We start from the raw sequence: 21,363 nt of genomic DNA on the forward strand, positions 1-21,363 counted from the left end.
GCAAGAGCCCTGAGATCCTGCGCGTCCCCATCGACACCTATCCTTGGAATCGGTCGGACAGCGCGGTCCGCTGAAGTTTCCTTCCCGGGCGCTCCGGCCCGTATGCGGCACAGGCCGCGCGGCAGACGGCCGGGTACCTCCCCGAGACGCTTCAACACTGCAAGGAGCCGTACCTGTGAGCAGTGCCGACGACCAGACCACCACGACGAGCACCGAGCTGCGCGCCGACATCCGCCGCCTGGGTGATCTCCTCGGCGAGACCCTCGTACGGCAGGAGGGCCCCGAGCTCCTCGAACTGGTCGAGAAGGTCCGCCGCCTCACCCGCGAGGACGGCGAGGCCGCCGCCGAGCTGCTGCGCGGCACCGAACTGGAGACCGCCGCCAAGCTCGTACGCGCCTTCTCCACCTACTTCCACCTCGCCAACATCACCGAACAGGTGCACCGGGGCCGCGAACTGCGCGCCAGGCGCGCCGCCGAGGGCGGCCTCATCGCCCGTACGGCCGACCGCCTCAAGGACGCCGACCCCGAACACCTGCGGTCCACCGTCCACCACCTCAACGTCCGGCCCGTCTTCACGGCGCACCCCACCGAGGCGGCCCGCCGGTCCGTCCTCAACAAGCTCCGGCGCATCGCGGCCCTCCTGGACACCCCCGTCCTGGACTCCGACCGCCGCCGCCACGACATCCGCCTCGCCGAGAACATCGACCTGGTGTGGCAGACCGACGAGCTGCGCGTCGTCCGCCCCGAACCCGCCGACGAGGCCCGCAACGCCATCTACTACCTGGACGAGCTGCACGCCGACGCCGTCGGCGACGTCCTGGAGGACCTCACCGCCGAACTGGAGCGCGTCGGCGTCCACCTGCCCGACGACACCCGCCCCCTCACCTTCGGCACCTGGATCGGCGGCGACCGCGACGGCAACCCCAACGTCACCCCCCAGGTCACCTGGGACGTCCTGATCCTCCAGCACGAACACGGCATCAACGACGCCCTGGAGATGATCGACGAACTGCGCGGACTCCTCTCCAACTCCATCCGCTACACCGGAGCCACCGAGGAACTCCTCGACTCCCTGCGCGCCGACCTCGACCTGCTCCCCGAGATCAGCCCCCGCTACAAGCGCCTCAACGCCGAGGAGCCCTACCGCCTCAAGGCCACCTGCATCCGGCAGAAGCTGGAGAACACCAAGCAGCGCCTCGCCAGGAGCACCGGCCACGAGGACGGCCGCGACTACCTCGGCACCGCCGAGCTCCTCGCCGACCTGCGCCTCATCCAGGAATCCCTGCGCCGCCACCGCGGCGCCCTGTTCGCCGACGGCCGGCTCGCCCGCACCATCCGCACCCTCGCCGCCTTCGGCCTCCAGCTCGCCACCATGGACGTCCGCGAACACGCCGACGCCCACCACCACGCCCTCGGCCAGCTGTTCGACCGGCTCGGCGAGGAATCCTGGCGCTACGCCGACATGCCCCGCGAGTACCGCACCAAGCTCCTCGCCAGGGAACTGCGCTCCCGCCGGCCGCTCGCCCCCGCCCCGGCCCCCGTCGACGCCGCCGGCGCCAAGACCCTCGGCGTCTTCGGCACCGTCAAGAAGGCCCTCGACGTCTTCGGACCCGAGGTCATCGAGTCCTACATCATCTCCATGTGCCGGGGCGCCGACGACGTCTTCGCCGCCGCCGTCCTCGCCCGCGAGGCCGGACTCCTCGACCTGCACGCCGGCTGGGCCAAGATCGGCATCGTGCCCCTCCTGGAGACCACCGACGAGCTGCGCGCCGCCGACACCATCCTGGAGGACATGCTCTCCGACCCGTCCTACCGGCGCCTGGTCGCGCTGCGCGGCGACGTCCAGGAGGTCATGCTCGGCTACTCCGACTCCTCCAAGTTCGGCGGCATCACCACCAGCCAGTGGGAGATCCACCGCGCCCAGCGCCGGCTGCGCGACGTCGCCCACCGCTACGGCGTGCGCCTGCGCCTCTTCCACGGCCGCGGCGGCACCGTCGGCCGCGGCGGCGGCCCCTCCCACGACGCCATCCTCGCCCAGCCCTGGGGCACCCTGGAGGGCGAGATCAAGGTCACCGAACAGGGCGAGGTCATCTCCGACAAGTACCTGATCCCGTCCCTGGCCCGGGAGAACCTGGAGCTGACGGTCGCCGCCACCCTCCAGGCGTCCGCCCTGCACACCGCGCCCCGCCAGTCCGACGAGGCCCTCGCCCGCTGGGACGCGGCCATGGACGTCGTCTCCGACGCCGCCCACGCCGCCTACCGCGAGCTCGTCGAGGACCCCGACCTGCCGACGTACTTCCTCGCCTCCACGCCGGTCGACCAGCTCGCCGAACTGCACCTGGGCTCGCGGCCCTCCCGCCGCCCCGGCTCGGGCGTCTCGCTCGACGGACTGCGCGCCATCCCCTGGGTGTTCGGCTGGACCCAGTCCCGGCAGATCGTCCCCGGCTGGTTCGGCGTCGGCTCCGGACTCAAGGCCCTGCGCGAGGCCGGCCTGCCGCAAGAAGGGGACGGCGTCCTCGACGAGATGCACGAACAGTGGCACTTCTTCCGCAACTTCGTGTCCAACGTCGAGATGACCCTCGCCAAGACCGACCTGCGGATCGCCCAGCACTACGTCGACACCCTCGTCCCCGACGAACTCAAGCACGTGTTCGACACCATCAAGGCCGAACACGAACTCACCGTCCGCGAGATCCTGCGCATCACCGGCGGCACCGAACTCCTCGACGCCCAGCCCGCCCTCAAGCAGACCTTCACCATCCGCGACGCCTACCTCGACCCCATCTCCTACCTCCAGGTCGCCCTGCTCAAGCGCCAGCGCGACGAGGCCGCCGCCGACACCGAACCCGACCCGCTGCTCTCCCGCGCCCTGCTCCTCACCGTCAACGGCGTGGCGGCGGGCCTGCGCAACACCGGCTGACCGCGCGCCACACAGAGGTGCCCCCGGAGTCGTACGACCCCGGGGGCGCCCCCCTGTTCACCGCCTCACTGCACCGCGACGAACGCCGCCGTCAGCAGCCCGATCCCCGCCAGGCCCAGCCCCCACGCCACCCGCCGCAGCCGCATCCCGCCCGCGACCACCACCGAGGCCAGCAACAGCGCACCGCCCAGCGGCACCCACGCGTACAGAATCCCCGCCGTACCCGAACGCAGCGCCTGCGAACCGTCCGGCTTCAGCACCACCGCGTACGTCCGCCCCTTGCGCACCGCGACCGCCTCCGCGATCTCCACCCGCGCCCGGGCCCGCGCCCCCGCCGACGTCGGCGTGAACGCACCGCTGCACCTGCCGCCCGAACAGGCCGACACCTTCACCGTGCCCTGCTCGCGGCCCTTGGTCAGCAGCACATGCTGGGCGTTCCCCCAGGAACCCCACACCCCCGCGAACACGATCAGCGCGGCGAGCGCGCCCATCGTCGCGACCCGCCCGAACCGCAACGCGGACACGGACGCCTGACGAGCGGAACGACCCGCGGTGGGAGGCATGGCCGGGATCATTGGCCATACCTCTGCGACCGGTCAACTCGGCCCGGCGGCAAAGCCGTACAAGTCAGGAGTTGTACGTGCCCTGCGCCCGCTCCAGGCCCTCGGTCACCAGAGCCTCCACCGCGTCCGCCGCGCGGTCCACGAAGTAGTCCAGCTCCTTGCGCTCGGCGGAGGAGAAGTCCTTCAGCACGAAGTCCGCCACCTGCATACGGCCCGGCGGACGCCCGATCCCGAACCGGACCCGGTGGTACTCCGCGCCCATCGCCTTCGTCATCGACTTCAGACCGTTGTGCCCGTTGTCCCCGCCGCCCAGCTTCAGCCGCAGCGTGCCGTAGTCGATGTCCAGCTCGTCGTGCACGGCCACGATGTTCGCCACCGGCACCTTGTAGAAGTCCTTCAGCGCGTTCACCGGGCCACCGGACAGGTTCATGTACGACATCGGCTTCGCCAGGATCACCCGGCGGTTCGCGGGACCCGCGGGACCGATCCGGCCCTCCAGCACCTGCGCCTGCGCCTTCCCCGCCCGCTTGAACTTCCCCCCGATCCGCTGCGCGAGCAGATCCACCACCATGAAGCCGACGTTGTGCCGGTTCATCGCGTACTCCGGCCCGGGATTCCCGAGCCCGACAACCAGCCAGGGGTCATTGGCGGGGGTGGTCACGTCCATGTCTCCTCGATACGCGCCAGCCGCCGCTCCCCGCGAGGGAGAGCGGCGGCTGAACAGATGATGACGGGGCGAGGATCAGACCTCGGCGGCCTCGTCGCCCTCGGCCTCGGCCTCTTCGCCCTCGGTCTCCTCGGCCTGGGCCTGGAGGACCTGGAGAACGACGGCGTCCTCCTCGACGGCCAGCGAGACACCGCTGGGGAGCTTGATGTCCTTGGCGTGGACGGAGGCACCGGCCTCCAGGCCCTCCACGGAGACGGTGACCGACTCCGGGATGTGCGTGGCCTCGGCCTCGACCGGCAGCGCGGACAGGACGTGCTCGAGCAGGTTGCCACCCGGGGCCAGCTCGCCCTCGGCGTGCACCGGAACCTCGACCGTGACCTTCTCGCCGCGCTTGACCAGCAGCAGGTCGACGTGCTCCAGGAAGCCCTTCAGCGGGTCGCGCACGACCGACTTCGGGATCGCCAGCTCGTTGGTCTTGCCGTCGATGTCCAGGGAGATCAGGACGTTCGGCGTACGCAGCGCCAGCAGCAGCTCGTGGCCCGGCAGGGTCAGGTGCACCGGGTCGGAACCGTGGCCGTACAGCACACCCGGGACCTTGTTGTCACGGCGGATGCGGCGGGCCGCACCCTTGCCGAACTCGGTGCGGGACTCGGCGGCGATCTTCACCTCGGACATAGGGATCACTCCTCGTAGTAACTGGGACGGACGTGGTCACCCGGCCACGAACGGCCTGCTACGAAGAGCGCGTCGATAACGGACCGCCGTACGCACGCGTACGGCCTCCCTCGCCGAGCAACTCCAGAAGCTTACCCGGACCCGGAGGCCGTACCAAAAGGATCTTCAGCCAGCCCGGAAGAGCCGGCTGAAGAAACCTCACTGCTCGTCGAAGAGGCTGGTCACCGAACCATCCTCGAACACCTCACGCACCGCACGCGCGATCGTCGGAGCGATCGACAGCACCGTGATCTTGTCCTGCTCCCGGCCCAGCTCCGCCGGCGTCGGCAGCGTGTTCGTGAACACGAACTCGCTCACCCGGGAGTTCTTCAGCCGGTCCGCCGCCGGACCCGACAGCACACCGTGCGTCGCCGTCACGATGACGTCCTCCGCACCGTGCGCGAACAGCGCGTCCGCGGCCGCGCAGATCGTGCCACCGGTGTCGATCATGTCGTCCACCAGGACACACACGCGACCCTCGACCTCACCCACGACCTCGTGGACGGTCACCTGGTTCGCCACGTCCTTGTCACGACGCTTGTGCACGATCGCCAGCGGCGCACCCAGGCGGTCGCACCAACGGTCCGCCACCCGCACCCGGCCCGCGTCCGGCGACACCACCGTCAGCTTGTTCCGGTCCACCTGCTCGCCCACGTAGTCCGCCAGCAGCGGCAGCGCGAAGAGGTGGTCCACCGGACCGTCGAAGAAGCCCTGGATCTGATCCGTGTGCAGATCCACCGTCAGAATCCGGTCGGCACCCGCCGTCTTCATCAGATCCGCGATCAGACGCGCCGAGATCGGTTCACGACCCCGGTGCTTCTTGTCCTGACGCGCGTAACCGTAGAACGGCACGATCACCGTGATGGAGCGGGCCGACGCGCGCTTCAGCGCGTCGATCATGATCAACTGCTCCATGATCCACTTGTTGATCGGAGCCGTGTGGCTCTGGATCAGGAAGCAGTCCGCACCACGGGCCGACTCCTGGTAACGAACATAGATCTCACCGTTGGCGAAATCGAAGGCCTTCGTCGGGACGACCCCGACACCCAGCTGCTGGGCGACCTCCTCGGCAAGCTCGGGGTGGGCGCGGCCGGAGAAGAACATCATCTTCTTCTCGCCGGTCGTCTTGATCCCGGTCACAGCACTGTCTCCTCAGAGGTTGTCTCAACCCAGCCGACGTCCCGACCGGCCTCCCGTCCGAGCGTGAGAGACCGAATCAGCTGGTAGGGGTGCGAATCAGCTGGTAGAGGTGCGGGTGCACACGTGCGGATGTGCACTTATCACGGTACGCCGACTTTGACGCACCCGTTTCCGGTCAGTCCTCCCCACCGCCCTGCCGGGAGGCGTCCTCGGCAGCCTTCGCCGCCGCACTCCCCGGCCGCTTCCGAGCCACCCAACCCTCGATATTCCGCTGCTGACCACGGGCCACGGCCAGCGAACCGGGCGGCACATCCTTCGTGATCACGGACCCGGCGGCGGTGTACGCACCGTCCCCGACCGTGACAGGCGCCACAAACATGTTGTCCGAACCCGTACGACAATGCGACCCGATCGTCGTGTGGTGCTTGTCCTGCCCGTCGTAGTTCACGAACACACTCGCCGCGCCGATGTTCGTGTGCTCACCGATCGTCGCGTCACCCACGTACGACAGATGCGGCACCTTCGTACCCTCGCCGATCCGCGCGTTCTTCGTCTCGACGTACGTCCCGATCTTGCCCTTCGCGCCGAGCCGCGTCCCCGGACGCAGATACGCGTACGGACCCACCGTCGCCTCCGCGCCCACCACGGCCCCGTCCGACACGGTGTTCTCCACCCGCGCCCCCGCGCCCACCTTGGTGTCCTTCAGCCGGCTGTGCGGACCGACCTCCGCGCCCTCCGCGAGATGCGTGGCACCCGTCAGCTGCGTCCCCGGGTGCACCACCGCGTCCCGCTCGAACGTCACGGTCACGTCCACCCACGTCGTCGCCGGGTCCACCACGGTGACACCGTCCAGCATCGCCAGCGTCAGCAGCCGGTCGTTCAGGATCCGGCGCGCCTCGGCCAGCTGCACCCGGTTGTTGATCCCCGCGATCTCCCGGTGGTCACCCGCCACCGACGCGCCGACCCGGTGCCCCGCCTCGCGCAGGATCCCCAGCACGTCGGTCAGGTACTCCTCGCCCTGGCTGTTGTTCTTGCGCACCTTCGTCAGCGCGTCCGCCAGCAGCCGGCCGTCGAACGCGAACACCCCGCTGTTGATCTCCCGGATCGCCCGCTGCTCCGCGCTCGCGTCCTTGTGCTCCACGATCGCGGTCACCGCGCCGGACGCCGCGTCCCGCACGATCCGGCCGTACCCGGTGGCGTCCGGGACCTCGGCGGTCAGCACGGTCACGGCGTTGCCGTCGGCGTGATGGGTCTCGGCGAGCGCGCGCAGGGTGTCGGCGGTCAGCAGCGGGGTGTCGCCGCAGACCACGACGACGGTGCCGGTCACCTCCGCGCCCAGCTCCTCCAGGCCCATCCGTACGGCGTGGCCGGTGCCGTTCTGCTGCTCCTGCACGGCGGTGCGGACGGCCGGGTCGGTCTCGGTCAGATGCGCGGTGACCTGTTCGCGGGCGTGGCCGACGACGACGACCAGGTTCGCGGGCTTCAACTCGCGGGCGGCGGCGAGCACATGGCCCACCAGGGAGCGACCGCAGATCTGGTGCAGCACCTTGGGTGTGGCCGACTTCATACGGGTGCCCTCACCCGCTGCGAGAACGACGACGGCTGCCGGGCGGATGGCACTCACGGTTTGCCCTTCGGCTCTGAGGGTGGGGAACAGCCGCAGGATACCGGGGCGGGGTTTGGGGGGTATGGGGGCGGGCCCTGACGGGGCGGTTTGCCGGTCAGGGCCCGAACGTGAGTCTTGTGTGCTGTGGCTCCCCCGCAAGGATTCGAACCTTGTCCTGCTGGTACCAAAAACCAGTGTGCTGCCAGTTACACCACGGGGGACAGCGCTTCAGACCTTACCCGAGACGTACCTCGGCCTGGGCCACGATTCCGTCCCACCAGCCCTCGATTCGGTTGTACAGATGGGCGCTTCGGGCCACGACGACGACCAGGCATCCGTGGTAGTCGTCTCCGGTGTTCTTGCGGACCGTCGCGGGGTTGTGTCTCTTGAGCGTCGGCTTCGCGAAGACGGAGGCGTCCGCGTCGACGATCCCCGCCCAGTGGCGGTGGGCCGCCTCGATGTCCGCGGACTCGTGGATGAGCAGCCGGAAGGTGAGGCGCGCGCGGTCCACACCGAGCAGGTCCAGCCAGGCCAGGTAGGTCTTGATCACGCCGTCGTCACTGTTCACGAAGACCGCGCGTTCGCGGCGGTCGTACGGCTTGCTCTTCGAGCCCTCCGCCCAGTACAGCGCGATCCCCGCCATGAACAGCTCGCGGTCGCTCAGTTTCCCGATCTCCCGCAGCGCGGAGATCTTGGACTCCTCACGTTTTCCGCGCTCGACGGCGCGGTGCCGGGCGAGGCCCTCCCGCATGAGCGCGTGCTGCTCCTCCGGCGTGTACCGGGGTTCGGGCTTCGGCAGGTCCCGGACCCACAGCGACACCGAACTGCGGGAGCAGCCCAGTTCCGCCTCGATCCGGTCGTAGGTCCAGCCCCGGAGCCGTAGTTCCCTGGCCCGCTCGCGGAGGTCGTCCTTGGCGTTCGGGCGCTTCGTCCAGGCGGGCGGGGGCTCGCCCTTGACCAGTTGGTGGAGGAGGTCGTTGTTGAAGATCTTCAGCCGGTCGCGGATCTGGCGGAGGCTGTGTCCCGCCCGCCGCAGTGCCACCGCCTGTTCCCGCAGGCTCTCGAAGTCGGTGTGTTTGCCGTGTGTATGTGCCATAGGCATACCGTCCGGGCGGAATGAGGGGTTCCGGGGTCGAACGGGGCGGGTTCACCAGTTCGAGGGATAGGGGGAGGTTTCGACGCCGTTCGGTTACGGAGTGTGGTGTGTGGAGGTAGGTGAAAGTCACCGGAAAAGCCGCACGCGTCGCCCGTAGGCTGGACACATGACCATGACGGGGGAAGAGCACACCAGGGGGCTGACCGGCCCTTGGTGGTGGCCACGCCGGCGCAGCGTCGTGTTCGACGGCGCGCTGGCGCTGGCGTCCGCGCTGGAGTGCGGCGCGGAGGGGATCGGTTTCGCCAGGGACGCGGGGATCCCGGTCTGGGCGGGTGTCCTGTTCGGCGTGGCGGCCGGCACCGTGCTGCTGGTGCGGCGCAAGTGGCCGGTGGCCGTCGTGCTGGTGGCGATCGCGGTGACCCCGGCGCAGATGGGTTTCCTGCTGGGCATCGTGGGCCTGTACACGCTGGCCGCCGCCGAGGTGCCGCGCCGGGTGATCGGCGCGCTGGCGGGGATGTCGCTGGCGGGCACGGCGGTGGTGACGTTCGTCCGGGTGCGGCAGGACATGGCGCGGGGCGATCTGACGCTCGGTGACTGGTTCGTGCCGTTCGCCGCGGTGGCGACGGCGCTGGGGCTGACGGCTCCGCCGGTGCTGCTGGGGCTGTACGTGGGGGCGCGGCGGCGGTTGATGGAGAGTCTGCGGGAGCGGGCGGACAGTCTGGAGCGGGAGCTTCAGCTGCTCGCGGAGCGGGCCGAGGAGCGGGCCGAGTGGGCGCGGGGCGAGGAGCGGACGCGGATCGCGCGGGAGATGCACGACGTGGTGGCGCACCGGGTGAGTCTGATGGTGGTGCACGCGGCGGCGGTGCAGGCGGTGGCCCGGAAGGATCCGGAGAAGGCGGTGCGCAATGCCGCGCTGGTGGGGGACATGGGCCGGCAGGCGTTGACGGAGCTGCGGGAGATGCTCGGGGTGCTGCGGGCGGCGGAGGGTGATCAGGTCGCGGGCCGGCGCCCGGCGGGGGTGCCGTTGGCGGCGGTGGGCGAGGCGGCCGCGGCGGCCGCCGCCGCTTCGCGGGTGGTCGAGGAGGCCGGTGAGGGGCCGTGTCTGTCGGAGCTGGAGGAGTTGGTGGGGCAGTCGGCGGCGGCGGGGATGGTCGTGGAGCTGTCGGTGCAGGGGGAGGCGCGGCCGTACGCGGCGGAGGTGGAGCAGACGGCGTACCGGGTGGTGCAGGAGGCGCTGACGAACGTGCACAAGCACGCGGCGGGGGCGAAGACGCGGGTGCGGCTGGCGCACCGGGTGTCGGAGATCGCGATGCAGGTGGAGAACGAGCCGCCGGCGGAGCCGGGCTCGGCGTCGGCGGCGGGTCTGCCGTCGGGGGGCAACGGGCTGCTGGGGATGCGGGAGCGGGTGCTGGCGCTGGGCGGGGTGTTCGTGTCGGGTCCGACGGACGCGGGGGGTTTCCGGGTGTCGGCGGTGATTCCGGCGGCGTAGGGCCGCTTTTAGGGGGCTCCCCTGGTGCGTGGTGTTCCCGGGGCCCCTGGGCGTGGTGTCCGGGGGCCCTTGTGGTCACCCTGCGGTGAGCCGTGCCGGTGTTATCCCGGTGACGAGGGTGGCCAGGGCGTGGTCGATGTCGGGGCCGAGGTACCAGTCGCCGGTGTGGTCGAGGGCGTAGACGCGGCCTTCGGTGTCGATGGCGAGGGCGGCGCCGGTGTCGGTCTCGCTGCCGAGGGGGCAGAGTTCGGTGCCGAGGGCGCGGCCGAGGTCGCCGAGGGTGCGGGCGAGGTGGCGGCCGTGCAGGGGGTCGAGGTGGAGGGTGGCGGGGGCGATCTGGCGTCCGCCGCCGCCGGGGGCGATGTGCAGTCCGCCGAATTCGGCCCAGGCTTCGACGGCGGCGGGGAAGACGGTGTGCCGGTGTCCGGCGGGTGAGGTGTGTTCGCGCAGGGTGTCGGCCCAGATCTCGGCCTGCTTTATGTCCCAGCGTCCGGGTTGCCAGCCGGCGGCGCGCAGGGCGGCGTCGACGGGGACGGGGAAGCGCGTGGTGGAGGTGCGGTCGGCGTGCATCTGCCCTTCGTTCGTCGTGCTGACGGGGTGGCGCGGGGGTCCGCGTGGTCAGTCGTGGGTGGGGTCGACGACGCGGACGCCGAAGTGTGAGGTGAGGGCGCTGCAGGCGCGGCAGGGGGTGGCGAAGCTGCCGTGCAGGGGGTCGCCGTCCTCGCGTATGCGGCGGGCGGTGAGCTTGGCGTGTTTGAGGGCTTTGCGGGCCTCGCCGTTGGTCATGGGCCGCCGGGAGGCGCGTTTGCTGCGGGTGGCGTCGGCGGCGGCGAGGTGCCGGGAGATGAGGATGGTCTCGGCGCAGCGGCCGGTGAAGCGGTCGCGTTGGGCGCTGGGGAGGGTGTCCAGGAAGTCTTGGACGAGGGGGTGCAGGGTGGGGGGTTCCTCGCCGCGGGCGGCGGTGCCGGTGAGGGTGGTGCCGTGGACGGAGAGGGCGGCGGCGACGGTGGGCAGGATGCCGTCGCGGCGTTGCCGCAGGGTGGGTGCGGCGGGTGCTTCGGTGCCGCTCCAGTCGATGCGCGGGTCGCCGGCGCGCACGTCGGTACCTCCGGTCTGCAAGGTATTCATGTTGGCTTTCCCTCCCCGGGCTGTCCCCCGAAGGACACAGGGTGCCAAATGCCGTGGGTCGTGCGGAAGCTGGGGCGGTGCGACACGCCCGTGATGGGTGGGGTCGGTCACGGTGGGGTGACGGCTGGTCACGGAGGTGGGGTGGGGGTGGCGGGTGGTGGTTGTGGTGGGGGGCGCGGGGACGCGGTGGGCCGGTGACCGGGGTTCGGGTACCGCTTAGGCTGTCGGCATCCGTGATGGACACCGCCGTTCAGGTCTTAGAGAACTCCTCAGGGGGCAACCGCCATGACGACAGGTCGGCTCGGGCTGGGGACACCTCCCGGCCGCCAGGGGGGACAGGCCGTGCCGCCGAACGCGGCGTACGCGGGCCAAATCGTGCATTTCCCGGATCCGGTGCGGGCGGCGCGTCATCCCGGTGGGGTGCGGGTCGACGAGCGGGGTTTTCCGGATTTCTCGCCGTACGCGCGGGTGGCGGTGGAGATCGCGGAGCCGCCGGAGGGTTTCGGCGTCGACGAGTTGCGGCTGACGGACTATGTGTCGGCGAACGCGGCGCTGGCGGCGGCGGGGCACGAGTGGTGGGACACGGTGCCGGATGTGGCGACGCCGCACGGCTGGACGTGGCATCACGTGGCCGGTACGCGGCGTCTGGAGCTGGTCCCGGTCGATGTGAAGGCGTTGCTGCGGCATCACGGTGGGGTGGCGACGGCTCCGGTGGACCACGGCAAGCGGGGCACGCGGCCGTTGCAGGAGACGCGGCCCGCGCATTTCGGTCTGCCGAAGTCGGGTGTGGCGGTGACCGAGGCGCAGGTGCAGGGCGTCGAGGAGGATCTGGGGTACCGGTTGCCGGGTGCCTATCGTGACTTCCTGAAGGCGGCGGGCGGTTGTGCTCCGGTGGGTACGGCGCTGGTCGCCGAGCTGGGGTTGCTGCTGGACCAGCCGTTCTTCACGGTGCGGGACGAGGCGGCGGTCAATGATTTGGTCTATGTGAACAAGTGTCTGCGCGATCACCTGACGAAGGACTATCTCGGGGTGTCGTTCGTGCAGGGCGGGTTGCTCGCGGTGAAGGTGCGGGGCGAGCGGCTGGGTTCGGTGTGGTTCTGCGCGTACGACGATGTGCGGGACGTGGATCCGTCGTTGCCGCCGGCGGAGCGGGTGGAGCGTCTGCTGCTGCCGTGCGGTGATGACTTCGACGCGTTCCTGTCCCGTCTGGCGGGTAATCCGCCGGAGTTGGAGACGGTGGCGAATCTGATGGTGGACGGCGGTTTCGCGCGTGTCGTCCCGGTGTCTTCCGGCCCGGTGGGGGAGTGAGCTGACGGCGATGGTGACGTACGCGCAGGCGCAGGAGCGCGCCGAGGAGTGGATCAACGGCGAGGTGCCCGCGTATCAGCACCGTGAGGTGCGGGTGCGGGAGTTCGAGCTGGGGTTCGTGGTGTGGGGCGAGGACCGGGCGGAGGGGCCGCGGTCGGGCGCGGGTGCGCAGCGGCTGGTGATCGCCCGGGACAGTGGTGAGGCCACGTTGTGGCCGGCGTTGCCGGTGGGTGAGGTGATCCGCCGGTACGAGGAGGAGTACGGCCGTCCGGACGGTCCCGAGGAGCCGGCACCGGCGCCGGCGGCGGCACGGCTGGATCTGAACCAGACGTCGTTCCTGCTGACTCCTCCGGAGTGGTTGCAGGAGGCGGCGGACAAGATGGGGATAGGGGAGCGGCGGCAGCCGGCCGCAGATTCCGGTTCTTCTGCGGGGGCCGGGGCGGCGGCTGCGGGTGTTTCGGAGGGCGCCGGGGTCGCGGGTCCGGGTGCTTCGGAGGCGGCCGGGGCGGCGGGTCCGGGTGTTTCGGCGGGGGCCGGGGTTTCGGCCGGGGGCGACCCGGCGCGGACGCTGGCCGGCCCTCCGTCGGCTCTTCCCGCCCCCGTGGTTCCCGCGCCCGCGGCGCCTCCCGCCGACGTGCCCGCCGGGGCGACCCCGTGGGCCGGTACGGACACGAACGGGGGTGCCGGTGAGGACGACGACCGTTCGGTGCCGCTGCCCGCGACGGTGTTCGCGCCGCCGCTGAGCGGTTCCGACGCGGACGGGCCGCGGCCGCCGGTCTCGGTGCCGGACGCGAAGACGGCGCTGATGTCGGGCGGCAGCCAGTTGCCGCGCACGGCGGTCGCTCCCGCGCTGGACCTGCCGGACGCGCCGGGTACGCCGGGCGCGCCGGGTGGTGCGCCGGGCGTGCCGATGGGGAGCGCGCCGATGGGGAGCACACCGCCGCCGGCCGTCCCGCCGCAGGGTTTCCCGCAGGCTCCGGTCGGTCCGGACGCGTCGCAGGCTCCGGGCGGTCCCGGTGTTCCGGCCGCCGGTCCCGATGCGGCCGAGCGGCCGCTCGCGCCGAACGCCGGGGACATCGCGGACGCCGCGACGAGCAAGGCCGCGCCGCCGCCGGAGAAGGGGCGCGGCGGGGTGGGGGCGCCGCCTCCGCCGCCGGGCGCCCCGGGGATGCCGGGCGTGCGTCCGGGGAGTGTGCCGCCGCCCGCGCCGGGCGCGTCCTCGGGCGGGTACGTGCCGACGCGCCTCGTGTCCGCGATCGGTCCGGAGGGCCTGGATGGCCCGGCGGGGTCGGACGGTACGGCGGGCGCTCCCGGCGCGTCGGGCGCCCCCGAGCCGCCCGTGACGCCTGCGGGCGACGTACACCACGCGGCCACGATGCTGGCCGGTCCCGCCCCGATGGGACCGGGTGCCCCGCAGCCTCCGGCGGCCCCGGGGATGCCGGGTGCTCCCGGCGCCCAGGGTGCTTCCGGTATGCCGGCCCCGCCCGGTGCTCCGGGTGCCCCCGGTGTGCCCCCCGTCCCCGGCGCGCCCCAGCCTCCCGTGCCTCCGGGCGCGCCCTCTGCCCCCGGTGCCCCGCAGCCTCCCGGCGCTCCCGGTATGCCCGGTGGCCCCGCGGCTCCGGGTGCGCGGGGTGCCGTACACCAGGCGGAGACGATGCTGGCGGCGCCTCCCGTGGGCGGTCCCGGTGTGCCCCCGCCGCCGGCCGCGCCCGGTGCTCCGGGCATGCCTGCGGGTGTGCCCGGTGCGCCGCCGATGCCCCCGCCCCGGATGGCCGCCCCCGTGCCGGGGCAGCCGGGGGCGTACGGGTATCCGCAGGCCGGGCAGCCGACGGTGGGCCCGGGGTACCAGGCCGTGCTGCGGTACCGGGCGCAGGACGGTTCGGAGCAGCAGCTGATCCGGCGTTCGGCGCCGGGTACGCCGCATCCGGAGTGGCAGATCTTCCATGAGCTGCGCTCGATGAACGTGCCGCCGGACCAGGTGCTGGAACTGCACACGGAGCTGGAGTCGTGCGAGCTGCCGGGTGCCTACTGCGCGCGGATGATCCGGGAGCAGTGGCCGCAGGCGCGGATCACGAGCATCGCGCCGTACGGCACGGACCATGCGAGCCGGCAGCAGGGGATGAGTCAGCTGCTGGCTCATCAGGGTGAGTTGCATCAGGTGGCGGACGGTCCCGCGCGGCCCGCGCCGGTGCGTGCGCCGTTGCCGCCGGTGCAGGTCGCGCCGCCGGTGCCGCCGGAGGTCGCCGGGCAGGAGCTGGCGGCGGCCTTCGGGCCGGGGGTCTTCCGGTTCGAGCAGCAGGCGGTGTCCCGGCAGGGGGTGCCGCCGGTCGTGGCGCACACCCTGGTGGTGGCCGGGCTGCCGGTGGACATGGGTCCGTTCTTCTGGGCGCAGGCGCAGCCGGGCCGTGCGGTGCCGACGCTGGCGGAGCTGGCGGCCGAGCGCGGGGTGCGGGCCGCGCCGGACGCGGGGTCGTACCTGGTGATGGGTACGGACTTCGGCAAGGCGCTGTGTGTGCAGTACGGGACGGCGCACATCGTGGCCGTGCCGGTGGAGGCCGGTCCGGGTGGGGCGCCGGTGCCGCCGCAGTTCGTGAACACCGGGCTGCCGGAGTTCGTGCGCTGCCTGGCGCTGCTGGGCCGGATGTGGCGGCTGCGGTACGGGCTGAACCAGGAGCAGGCGGGCCGCTGGACCGTCGACTTCCAGGCGCAGCTGGCCGCGTTGGACCCGGCGGCGCTGGGTTCGCCGGAGAGCTGGTGGTCGGTGCTGCTGGAGCAGATGTGGGACGGGCTGCTGTAGTCCGGGCCGCCGGAACACCCTGGGAACGGTGAACGGGGCACTCCGCCCGTGACACGGCTGCGGAGTGTCGCGTTATGAACAGTTAAGCCTGATCCGTCACGATGTGCGCGAACTCTTGCTGTCGTGCATGTCCGTCGGAGAGGGGTTCCCGAGGTGAGCTGCGCATGGATGCCGCCGAACGGCTTCGCGACCGGCCGGGGGCGTGGTTACCGCCCCGAGCAGGTCGAGGCGTACCTGGAGGCGCTGTCCGGGGACCGGGACGCCGCGTGGGAGCGTGCCGCGCGGCTGACCGTGCTGGCCAAGAACATGGCGGCGGAGGCCGCGCGGCTGCGCGAGGTGGTCGCCCGGCTGCGGCCGCAGGAGTACGACACGCTCGACGACGGCGCCCGCCGGCTGTACCAGCTCGCACTGGAGGAGGCGCGGCAACTGGGGGAGCGCGCGCGGTGCGAGGCGCGTGCGGAGATCGCGCGGGCGGCGTCGGACGCGGAGGGCGTGCGCCTGGCCGCGCAGGCGGACGCGGACGCGGTACGCGCGGAGGCCGACGAACGCGCCCGCCGCCTCCTGCTCGCCGCCGGCGCGGAGGCCGACGATCTGCGCGTCGGCGCGCGGCGCGCGGTGCGGGAGGGCCGCAAGGAGTCCCTGGAGGCGCTGCGCGAGGTACGGCGGCGCACCGCCGACCTGCTCGCCGAGCGGTCCCGGGAACGGGCCGAGTACTGGGCGGGTGCCGAGCGCGCGGAGACCGGGGAGGCGGCGGCCCTGGATGTGCGCGACGCCGAACGGGTGACCCGTGCGGAAGAGGAGACGGTCGCCGCGGAGCGGGCGTTGGCGGAGGCGGAGGAGTACGGCCGCCGGTGCGAGGAGGAGGCGCACGCCCGCGCGGCCACGATCGTCGCCGAGGCCCACGCCCGCGCCGACCGCATCGCCCAGGAGACGGAGCGGGTGCTGCGCGAGCACAGCGCGGCCTGGGAGGACGTGCAGGCCCACATGGACCATGTGCGCGGCAAGCTGACGGCGCTGACCGGTCAGGCGGTCGTGGAGTAGCGGCGGGGGCGGTCCCGTCCCCACCGGGCGGGGGTGGAGGCGAACCCTGAGAACGGGACCACCCAGGGGTGGGGGTCCCCTAGGTTCTGTCGTCAAATGTCACGCCCACATCAGGAGTGATGCGAGGGTGACGGCCGCTTGATAGGACTGGGCGGTCTTGTCGTAGCGGGTGGCGATGCCTCGCCACTGCTTGAGGCGGTTGAAGCACCGCTCCACGACGTTGCGGTGCTTGTAGACCTCGCGGTCGAAGGCCGGCGGGCGGCCTCCGCGGCTGCCGCGCCGGGCCCGGTTGCCGACCTGGTCGGCCCGCTCGGGGATCGTGTGCGGGATGCCGTGGCGGCGGAGCCAGCTGCGGATGGCTCTTGAGCTGTAGCCCTTGTCGCCCAGGACATGATCAGGCCGGACGCGGGGTCGCCCCGGTCCCGGGCGGGGCACCCGGATCGCTTCCATCACGGTGATGAACCGGGTGCAGTCGTTGGTGTTGCCGCCCGTGAGGACGAAGGCGAGCGGGCGGCCTCTGCCGTCGCAGGCCAGGTGGATCTTGCTGGTCAGGCCGCCTCTGGACCGGCCGAGGGCTGGGTCGCGGAGCCCCCTTTTCGGGCTCCGGCCGCATGCTGGTGAGCGCGGACGATGGTGGAATCGACCGACACCAGCCACTCGATGTCTCCCGCCGCGTCCGCCTTCGCCTGTGCGGCCTGCAGCATCCGGTCGAACGTCCCGTCCGCCGCCCACCTGCGAAACCGTGTGTGCAGCGTGGCCCACGGACCATAGCGCTCGGGCACATCCCGCCAGGCCGTTCCGGTCCGGAACTTCCACACGATCCCGTTCAGGACCCTGCGGTCGTCCAGCCGCTTCCGCCCCCGCAACGACTCGGGCAACAACGGCCGGACGAACTCCCACTCGGCATCAGACAGTTCATGACGACGTATCACCACACCATGATCCCTCAGCAGTGATCATTTGAAGACACTGCCTAGGGGTATCTCCGTAGAAGGGGTCGGGGAGGGCTCGTTCCGGCGGAGGACGAGTCATGGCCGGGGTGTTCCTTAATCTGGCTTTACGCCGCTGGGGGCGGCCGTCCCGACCGGAGGGTGGGGTTTTCCCCCTGCTGAAGAGGGGGCCGCGCACCAGCGCGCCGGACCCTCGCCGGACGCGAGACTCATCGAAGCAGCCGGAACCACGCTCGACGCGGGCCCACCGCGTCCGGACGTGGCCGGAACCCGCGCGCACCGGAACACCGGGGCACCGCACACGCATCTGCCGACCGATATAGGAGACATACCGTGACATCGGCTGTGACCATTCCCAGGCACGGGGGCACTGGAGGGCTGACGGCCGTTGCCGCGCGGGCGCGGCAGGTCGTGAAGGCGTACGGCTTTGGGGAGACCCGGGTCGTCGCCCTGGACCGCGTCGACGTGGACATCGCCAGAGGCCGGTTCACCGCGATCATGGGCCCCTCGGGGTCCGGCAAGTCCACGCTGATGCACTGCCTCGCGGGCCTGGACACCGTGACCAGCGGTCAGATCTATCTGGACGAGACCGAGATCACCGGCCTGAAGGACAAGAAGCTCACCCGGCTGCGCCGGGACCGGATCGGCTTCATCTTCCAGGCGTTCAACCTGCTGCCGACGCTGAACGCCCTGGAGAACATCACGCTGCCGATGGACATAGCCGGCCGCAAGCCCGACCGCGCCTGGCTGGACCGGGTCGTGGAGACCGTCGGCCTCGCCGGGCGGCTCAAGCACCGGCCGGCCCAGCTGTCCGGCGGCCAGCAGCAGCGCGTCGCCGTGGCCCGCGCGCTCGCCGCCCGCCCGGAGATCATCTTCGGCGACGAGCCGACCGGGAACCTGGACTCGCGCGCGGGCGCCGAGGTGCTGGGCTTCCTGCGCCGCTCGGTGGACGAACTCGGCCAGACCATCGTCATGGTGACCCACGACCCGGTCGCCGCCTCGTACGCGGACCGGGTGCTGTATCTGGCCGACGGCCGGATCGTGGACGAGATGCACCAGCCGACGGCCGATCAGGTCCTGGACCGCATGAAGGACTTCGACGCCCGGGGACGCACGTCATGACCGTGCTCAGAACCTCGATGCGCAACTTCTTCGCGCACAAGGGCCGCATGGCGCTCTCGGCGGTCGCGGTCCTGCTCTCCGTCGCCTTCGTCTGCGGCACCCTGGTGTTCACCGACACCATGGACACCACCTTCGACAAGCTGTTCCAGGCGACCGCCTCGGACGTCACGGTCAGCGCCCAGGGCTCCTCCGACACCGGCCAGACCACCTCCCGCACCGGCAAGCCGCCGGTCATGCCGGCCTCCGTCGTCGGGGCCGTCCGCCGGACACCGGGCGTGCGGTCGGCCGAGGGCACGGTGTTCTCCACCTCGGTGACCGTGATCGACGCCAGGAAGGACAAGCTCTCGCCGACCAGCGGCGCCCCGACCATCGTGGGCGGCTGGAACGGCAACGACGCCCGCACCATGGAGATCACCACCGGTACGGCCCCCAGGGGACCGGACCAGGTGATGGTCGACAAGGACACCGCCGCCAAGCACCACCTGAAGCTGGGCGACGACATCGGCATGATCTCGGTCGTGGGCACGCACCACGCCCGGGTGTCCGGCATCGCCGCCTTCAAGGTGACCAACCCCGGCGCCGCGATCTTCTACCTGGACACGAAGACCGCCCAGCAGACCCTGATCGGGCGCACCGGTGTCTACACCGACGTCGATGTCACCGCCGCCAAGGGCGTGACGGACGACCAGCTGAAGAAGAACGTGACGGCCGCCCTCGGCCACGGCTACAAGGTGCGCACCGCCAAGGAGGTCGCCGACGCCAACCAGAAGAGCGTCGAGAGCTTCCTGCACGTCATGAGGTACGCGATGCTCGGCTTCGCCGGGATCGCCTTCCTGGTCGGCATCTTCCTGATCATCAACACCTTCTCCATGCTGGTCGCCCAGCGCACCCGCGAGATCGGCCTGATGCGCGCCATCGGCTCCTCCCGCAAGCAGGTCAACCGCTCCGTGCTGATCGAGGCGCTGCTGCTCGGGGTGATCGGCTCCGTGCTCGGTGTCGGCGCGGGCGTCGGCATCGCGGTCGGCCTGATGAAGCTCATGAGCGGCATGGGCATGGACCTGTCCACGGACGACCTGACGATCGCCTGGACCACGCCCGCGCTCGGCCTGCTGCTGGGCGTCGTGGTCACCGTCCTTGCGGCCTGTCTGCCCGCCCGCCGGGCCGGCAAGGTCTCCCCGATGGCCGCCCTGCGCGACGCCGGCGTCCCGGGCGACGCCAAGGCCGGTGCCGTCCGCGCCGTGCTCGGACTGGTGCTCACCGGCGCCGGCGGCTGGAGTCTGTACGCCGCGTCGACCGCCGACAGGGCCACGTCCGGCTCGGGCCTGCTGGGCGTCGGTGTGCTGCTCACCCTGGTCGGCTTCGTGGTGATCGGCCCGCTGCTCGCCGGCGGGGTGGTGCGCGTCCTCGGCGCGATCATCCTGCGGGTCTTCGGCCCGGTGGGCCGGATGGCGGAGCGCAACGCGCTGCGCAACCCGCGCCGCACCGGTGCCACCGGCGCCGCCCTGATGATCGGCCTCGCCCTGGTGGCCTGCCTGTCCGTGGTCGGCTCCTCCATGGTGGCCTCGGCCACCGACCAGCTGGACAAGACCGTCGGCGCGGACTTCATCATCCAGGGCGACCAGGAGTTCACCTTCGTCAAGCCGCAGATGGTGCAGCAGATCAAGGCCACGCCCGGCCTGGAGCGGGTCACCGAGTACAAACTGCTCGACGCCACACTGCGCACGCCCGACGGCAAGGTCTCCAGGAACGAGACGATCAACGCCGCCGACGCCACGTACGCGAAGGACCTGCGCACCAAGACGGTCGCCGGCGACCTCGCCGACGCCTACCGGCCCGACTCCATGTCCGTCTTCGAGGGCTTCGCCAAGGCGCACGGCGTCAAGCTCGGCTCCACGGTCACGGTCGGCTTCAGGGACGGCCGGGCCGCGCGGCTGACGGTCCGCGCCATCACCAGCGACGACGTCGTGATCGACAAGGGTGCGATGTACGCGTCCATCGCGACCGCCGCGAGGTATGTGCCGGCGAGCAGGATGCCGCTGGACCAGCTGGTCTTCGCCACCGCCAAGGACGGGCAGCAGGCCGCCGCCTACGCGTCGCTGAAGCGGACGCTGCACGCCGACCCGGCGCTGACGGTGCGCGACCAGACCGATTACAAGAAGGTGCTCAAGGACCAGATAGGCCAGCTGCTCAACATGATCTACGGCCTGCTGGCCCTGGCGATCATCGTCGCGGTCCTCGGTGTGGTGAACACCCTGGCCCTGTCGGTGGTGGAGCGGACCCGGGAGATCGGCCTGATGCGGGCCATCGGCATGTCCCGCCGCCAGCTGCGGCGCATGATCCGCCTGGAGTCCGTGGTGATCGCCGTGTTCGGCGCGCTGCTCGGTCTGGGCCTGGGCATGGGCTGGGGCGCGACCGCCCAGCGGCTCCTCGCCCTCCAGGGGCTGAACGTCCTGGACATCCCCTGGCCGACGATCATCGCCGTCTTCATCGGCTCCGCCTTCGTGGGCCTGTTCGCCGCCCTTGTCCCGGCCTTCCGCGCGGGCCGTATGAACGTCCTGAACGCCATCGCCACGGACTAGCTGCCGCGCGATCGGCCGACGACCACCGCATACGGGGGTTGCGGGGGAGCACCCGGTACCGGGGAGTCTTGGGGGACTTCTCGGTACCGGGTTCGGCCGTTGTGCCGCCTCTGCCGTTCGCGGGCCCGCTTCCCGGGTGACGGTTTCCGGCGGGCGGGTGGGGAACGTGGTGCGGTGACGGCTGCGCAGGGTCACTTGTCCACAGGCTCCGACGGCCGAGCCGACGGCGTCGTACGCTGGACA

Annotated in this window: 16 protein-coding genes and 1 tRNA gene; 7 read left to right on the top strand and 10 right to left on the bottom strand. The window is 71.6% G+C overall.

The annotated features are described in order from the left end of the window. Nucleotides 1-175: 175 nt before the first annotated feature. Nucleotides 176-2,920 (top strand): phosphoenolpyruvate carboxylase, encoded by a 2,745-nt coding sequence (gene ppc, locus GHR20_RS21350; protein ID WP_148027036.1) that lies wholly within the window; start codon nt 176-178, stop codon nt 2,918-2,920. A gap of 65 nt (nt 2,921-2,985) precedes the next feature. On the opposite strand, the gene GHR20_RS21355 is transcribed toward ppc, so the two are convergent. The 7 genes from GHR20_RS21355 to GHR20_RS21385 form a co-directional block, all read right to left on the bottom strand. Continuing rightward, on the bottom strand, nt 2,986-3,495 hold the full coding sequence (locus GHR20_RS21355) for a hypothetical protein (protein ID WP_181516605.1): 510 nt from the start codon (nt 3,493-3,495) through the stop codon (nt 2,986-2,988). Nucleotides 3,496-3,547: 52 nt separating this feature from the next. Then, nucleotides 3,548-4,150 (bottom strand): aminoacyl-tRNA hydrolase, encoded by a 603-nt coding sequence (gene pth, locus GHR20_RS21360; RefSeq protein ID WP_111585966.1) that lies wholly within the window; start codon nt 4,148-4,150, stop codon nt 3,548-3,550. Between the two features lie 75 nt (nt 4,151-4,225). Next, complete coding sequence (locus GHR20_RS21365; protein WP_111585965.1) at nt 4,226-4,825, bottom strand: 50S ribosomal protein L25/general stress protein Ctc; 600 nt, start codon at nt 4,823-4,825, stop codon at nt 4,226-4,228. Between the two features lie 198 nt (nt 4,826-5,023). After that, nucleotides 5,024-6,004, bottom strand: a complete 981-nt coding sequence (locus GHR20_RS21370) for a ribose-phosphate diphosphokinase (RefSeq protein WP_046427674.1) — start codon at nt 6,002-6,004, stop codon at nt 5,024-5,026. 175 nt (nt 6,005-6,179) lie between these two features. Next, nucleotides 6,180-7,628: a bifunctional UDP-N-acetylglucosamine diphosphorylase/glucosamine-1-phosphate N-acetyltransferase GlmU gene (gene glmU, locus GHR20_RS21375; protein ID WP_111585964.1), complete on the bottom strand. Its 1,449-nt coding sequence runs from the start codon at nt 7,626-7,628 to the stop codon at nt 6,180-6,182. A 127-nt stretch (nt 7,629-7,755) separates the two neighbouring features. Next, nucleotides 7,756-7,831, bottom strand: a tRNA-Gln gene (locus GHR20_RS21380). A gap of 14 nt (nt 7,832-7,845) precedes the next feature. After that, the gene (locus GHR20_RS21385; protein WP_153814097.1) at nt 7,846-8,706 is read right to left on the bottom strand and encodes a hypothetical protein; all 861 of its coding nucleotides are present in this window, start codon (nt 8,704-8,706) and stop codon (nt 7,846-7,848) included. A 166-nt stretch (nt 8,707-8,872) separates the two neighbouring features. On the opposite strand from GHR20_RS21385, the gene GHR20_RS21390 reads away from it, so the two are divergent. Continuing rightward, the gene (locus GHR20_RS21390; RefSeq protein ID WP_153814098.1) at nt 8,873-10,195 is read left to right on the top strand and encodes a histidine kinase; all 1,323 of its coding nucleotides are present in this window, start codon (nt 8,873-8,875) and stop codon (nt 10,193-10,195) included. Between the two features lie 75 nt (nt 10,196-10,270). Here the strand turns inward: GHR20_RS21390 and GHR20_RS21395 are convergent, their stop codons facing one another. Beyond that, nucleotides 10,271-10,765 carry an SUKH-3 domain-containing protein gene (locus GHR20_RS21395; RefSeq protein ID WP_111585961.1) on the bottom strand — a complete coding sequence of 165 codons (495 nt, stop codon included), beginning with the start codon at nt 10,763-10,765 and terminating at the stop codon, nt 10,271-10,273. A 48-nt stretch (nt 10,766-10,813) separates the two neighbouring features. Next, a complete protein-coding gene (locus GHR20_RS21400; protein ID WP_111585960.1) occupies nt 10,814-11,323 on the bottom strand; it encodes a YwqJ-related putative deaminase in 510 nt (169 codons plus the stop codon). 285 nt (nt 11,324-11,608) lie between these two features. On the opposite strand from GHR20_RS21400, the gene GHR20_RS21405 reads away from it, so the two are divergent. The 3 genes from GHR20_RS21405 to GHR20_RS21415 all read left to right on the top strand — a co-directional run bounded on the left by GHR20_RS21405 (nt 11,609) and on the right by GHR20_RS21415 (nt 16,469). After that, the gene (locus GHR20_RS21405) at nt 11,609-12,631 is read left to right on the top strand and encodes an SMI1/KNR4 family protein (protein ID WP_148027041.1); all 1,023 of its coding nucleotides are present in this window, start codon (nt 11,609-11,611) and stop codon (nt 12,629-12,631) included. A 10-nt stretch (nt 12,632-12,641) separates the two neighbouring features. Further along, complete coding sequence (locus GHR20_RS21410; RefSeq protein WP_153814099.1) at nt 12,642-15,428, top strand: SUKH-4 family immunity protein; 2,787 nt, start codon at nt 12,642-12,644, stop codon at nt 15,426-15,428. Nucleotides 15,429-15,596: 168 nt separating this feature from the next. Further along, a complete protein-coding gene (locus GHR20_RS21415) occupies nt 15,597-16,469 on the top strand; it encodes a cellulose-binding protein (protein ID WP_153816079.1) in 873 nt (290 codons plus the stop codon). A gap of 99 nt (nt 16,470-16,568) precedes the next feature. Here GHR20_RS21415 and GHR20_RS21420 read toward each other — a convergent pair. After that, nucleotides 16,569-17,398, bottom strand: a protein-coding gene (locus tag GHR20_RS21420) for an IS5 family transposase (protein WP_243878351.1) whose coding sequence is annotated in 2 segments (ribosomal slippage) — nt 16,569-17,054 and nt 17,057-17,398 — 828 coding nt in all. Because the reading frame shifts where the segments join, the coding sequence is not laid out codon by codon here. 354 nt (nt 17,399-17,752) lie between these two features. Here GHR20_RS21420 and GHR20_RS21425 point away from each other — a divergent pair. Beyond that, a complete protein-coding gene (locus GHR20_RS21425) occupies nt 17,753-18,541 on the top strand; it encodes an ABC transporter ATP-binding protein (RefSeq protein WP_153814100.1) in 789 nt (262 codons plus the stop codon). Then, nucleotides 18,538-21,120 (top strand): ABC transporter permease, encoded by a 2,583-nt coding sequence (locus GHR20_RS21430; protein ID WP_153814101.1) that lies wholly within the window; start codon nt 18,538-18,540, stop codon nt 21,118-21,120. The genes GHR20_RS21425 and GHR20_RS21430 overlap by 4 nt, the downstream gene beginning before the upstream one ends. Nucleotides 21,121-21,363 lie beyond the last annotated feature (243 nt).

The sequence above is a fragment of the Streptomyces sp. SUK 48 genome (assembly GCF_009650765.1).
GTDB lineage: Bacteria > Actinomycetota > Actinomycetes > Streptomycetales > Streptomycetaceae > Streptomyces.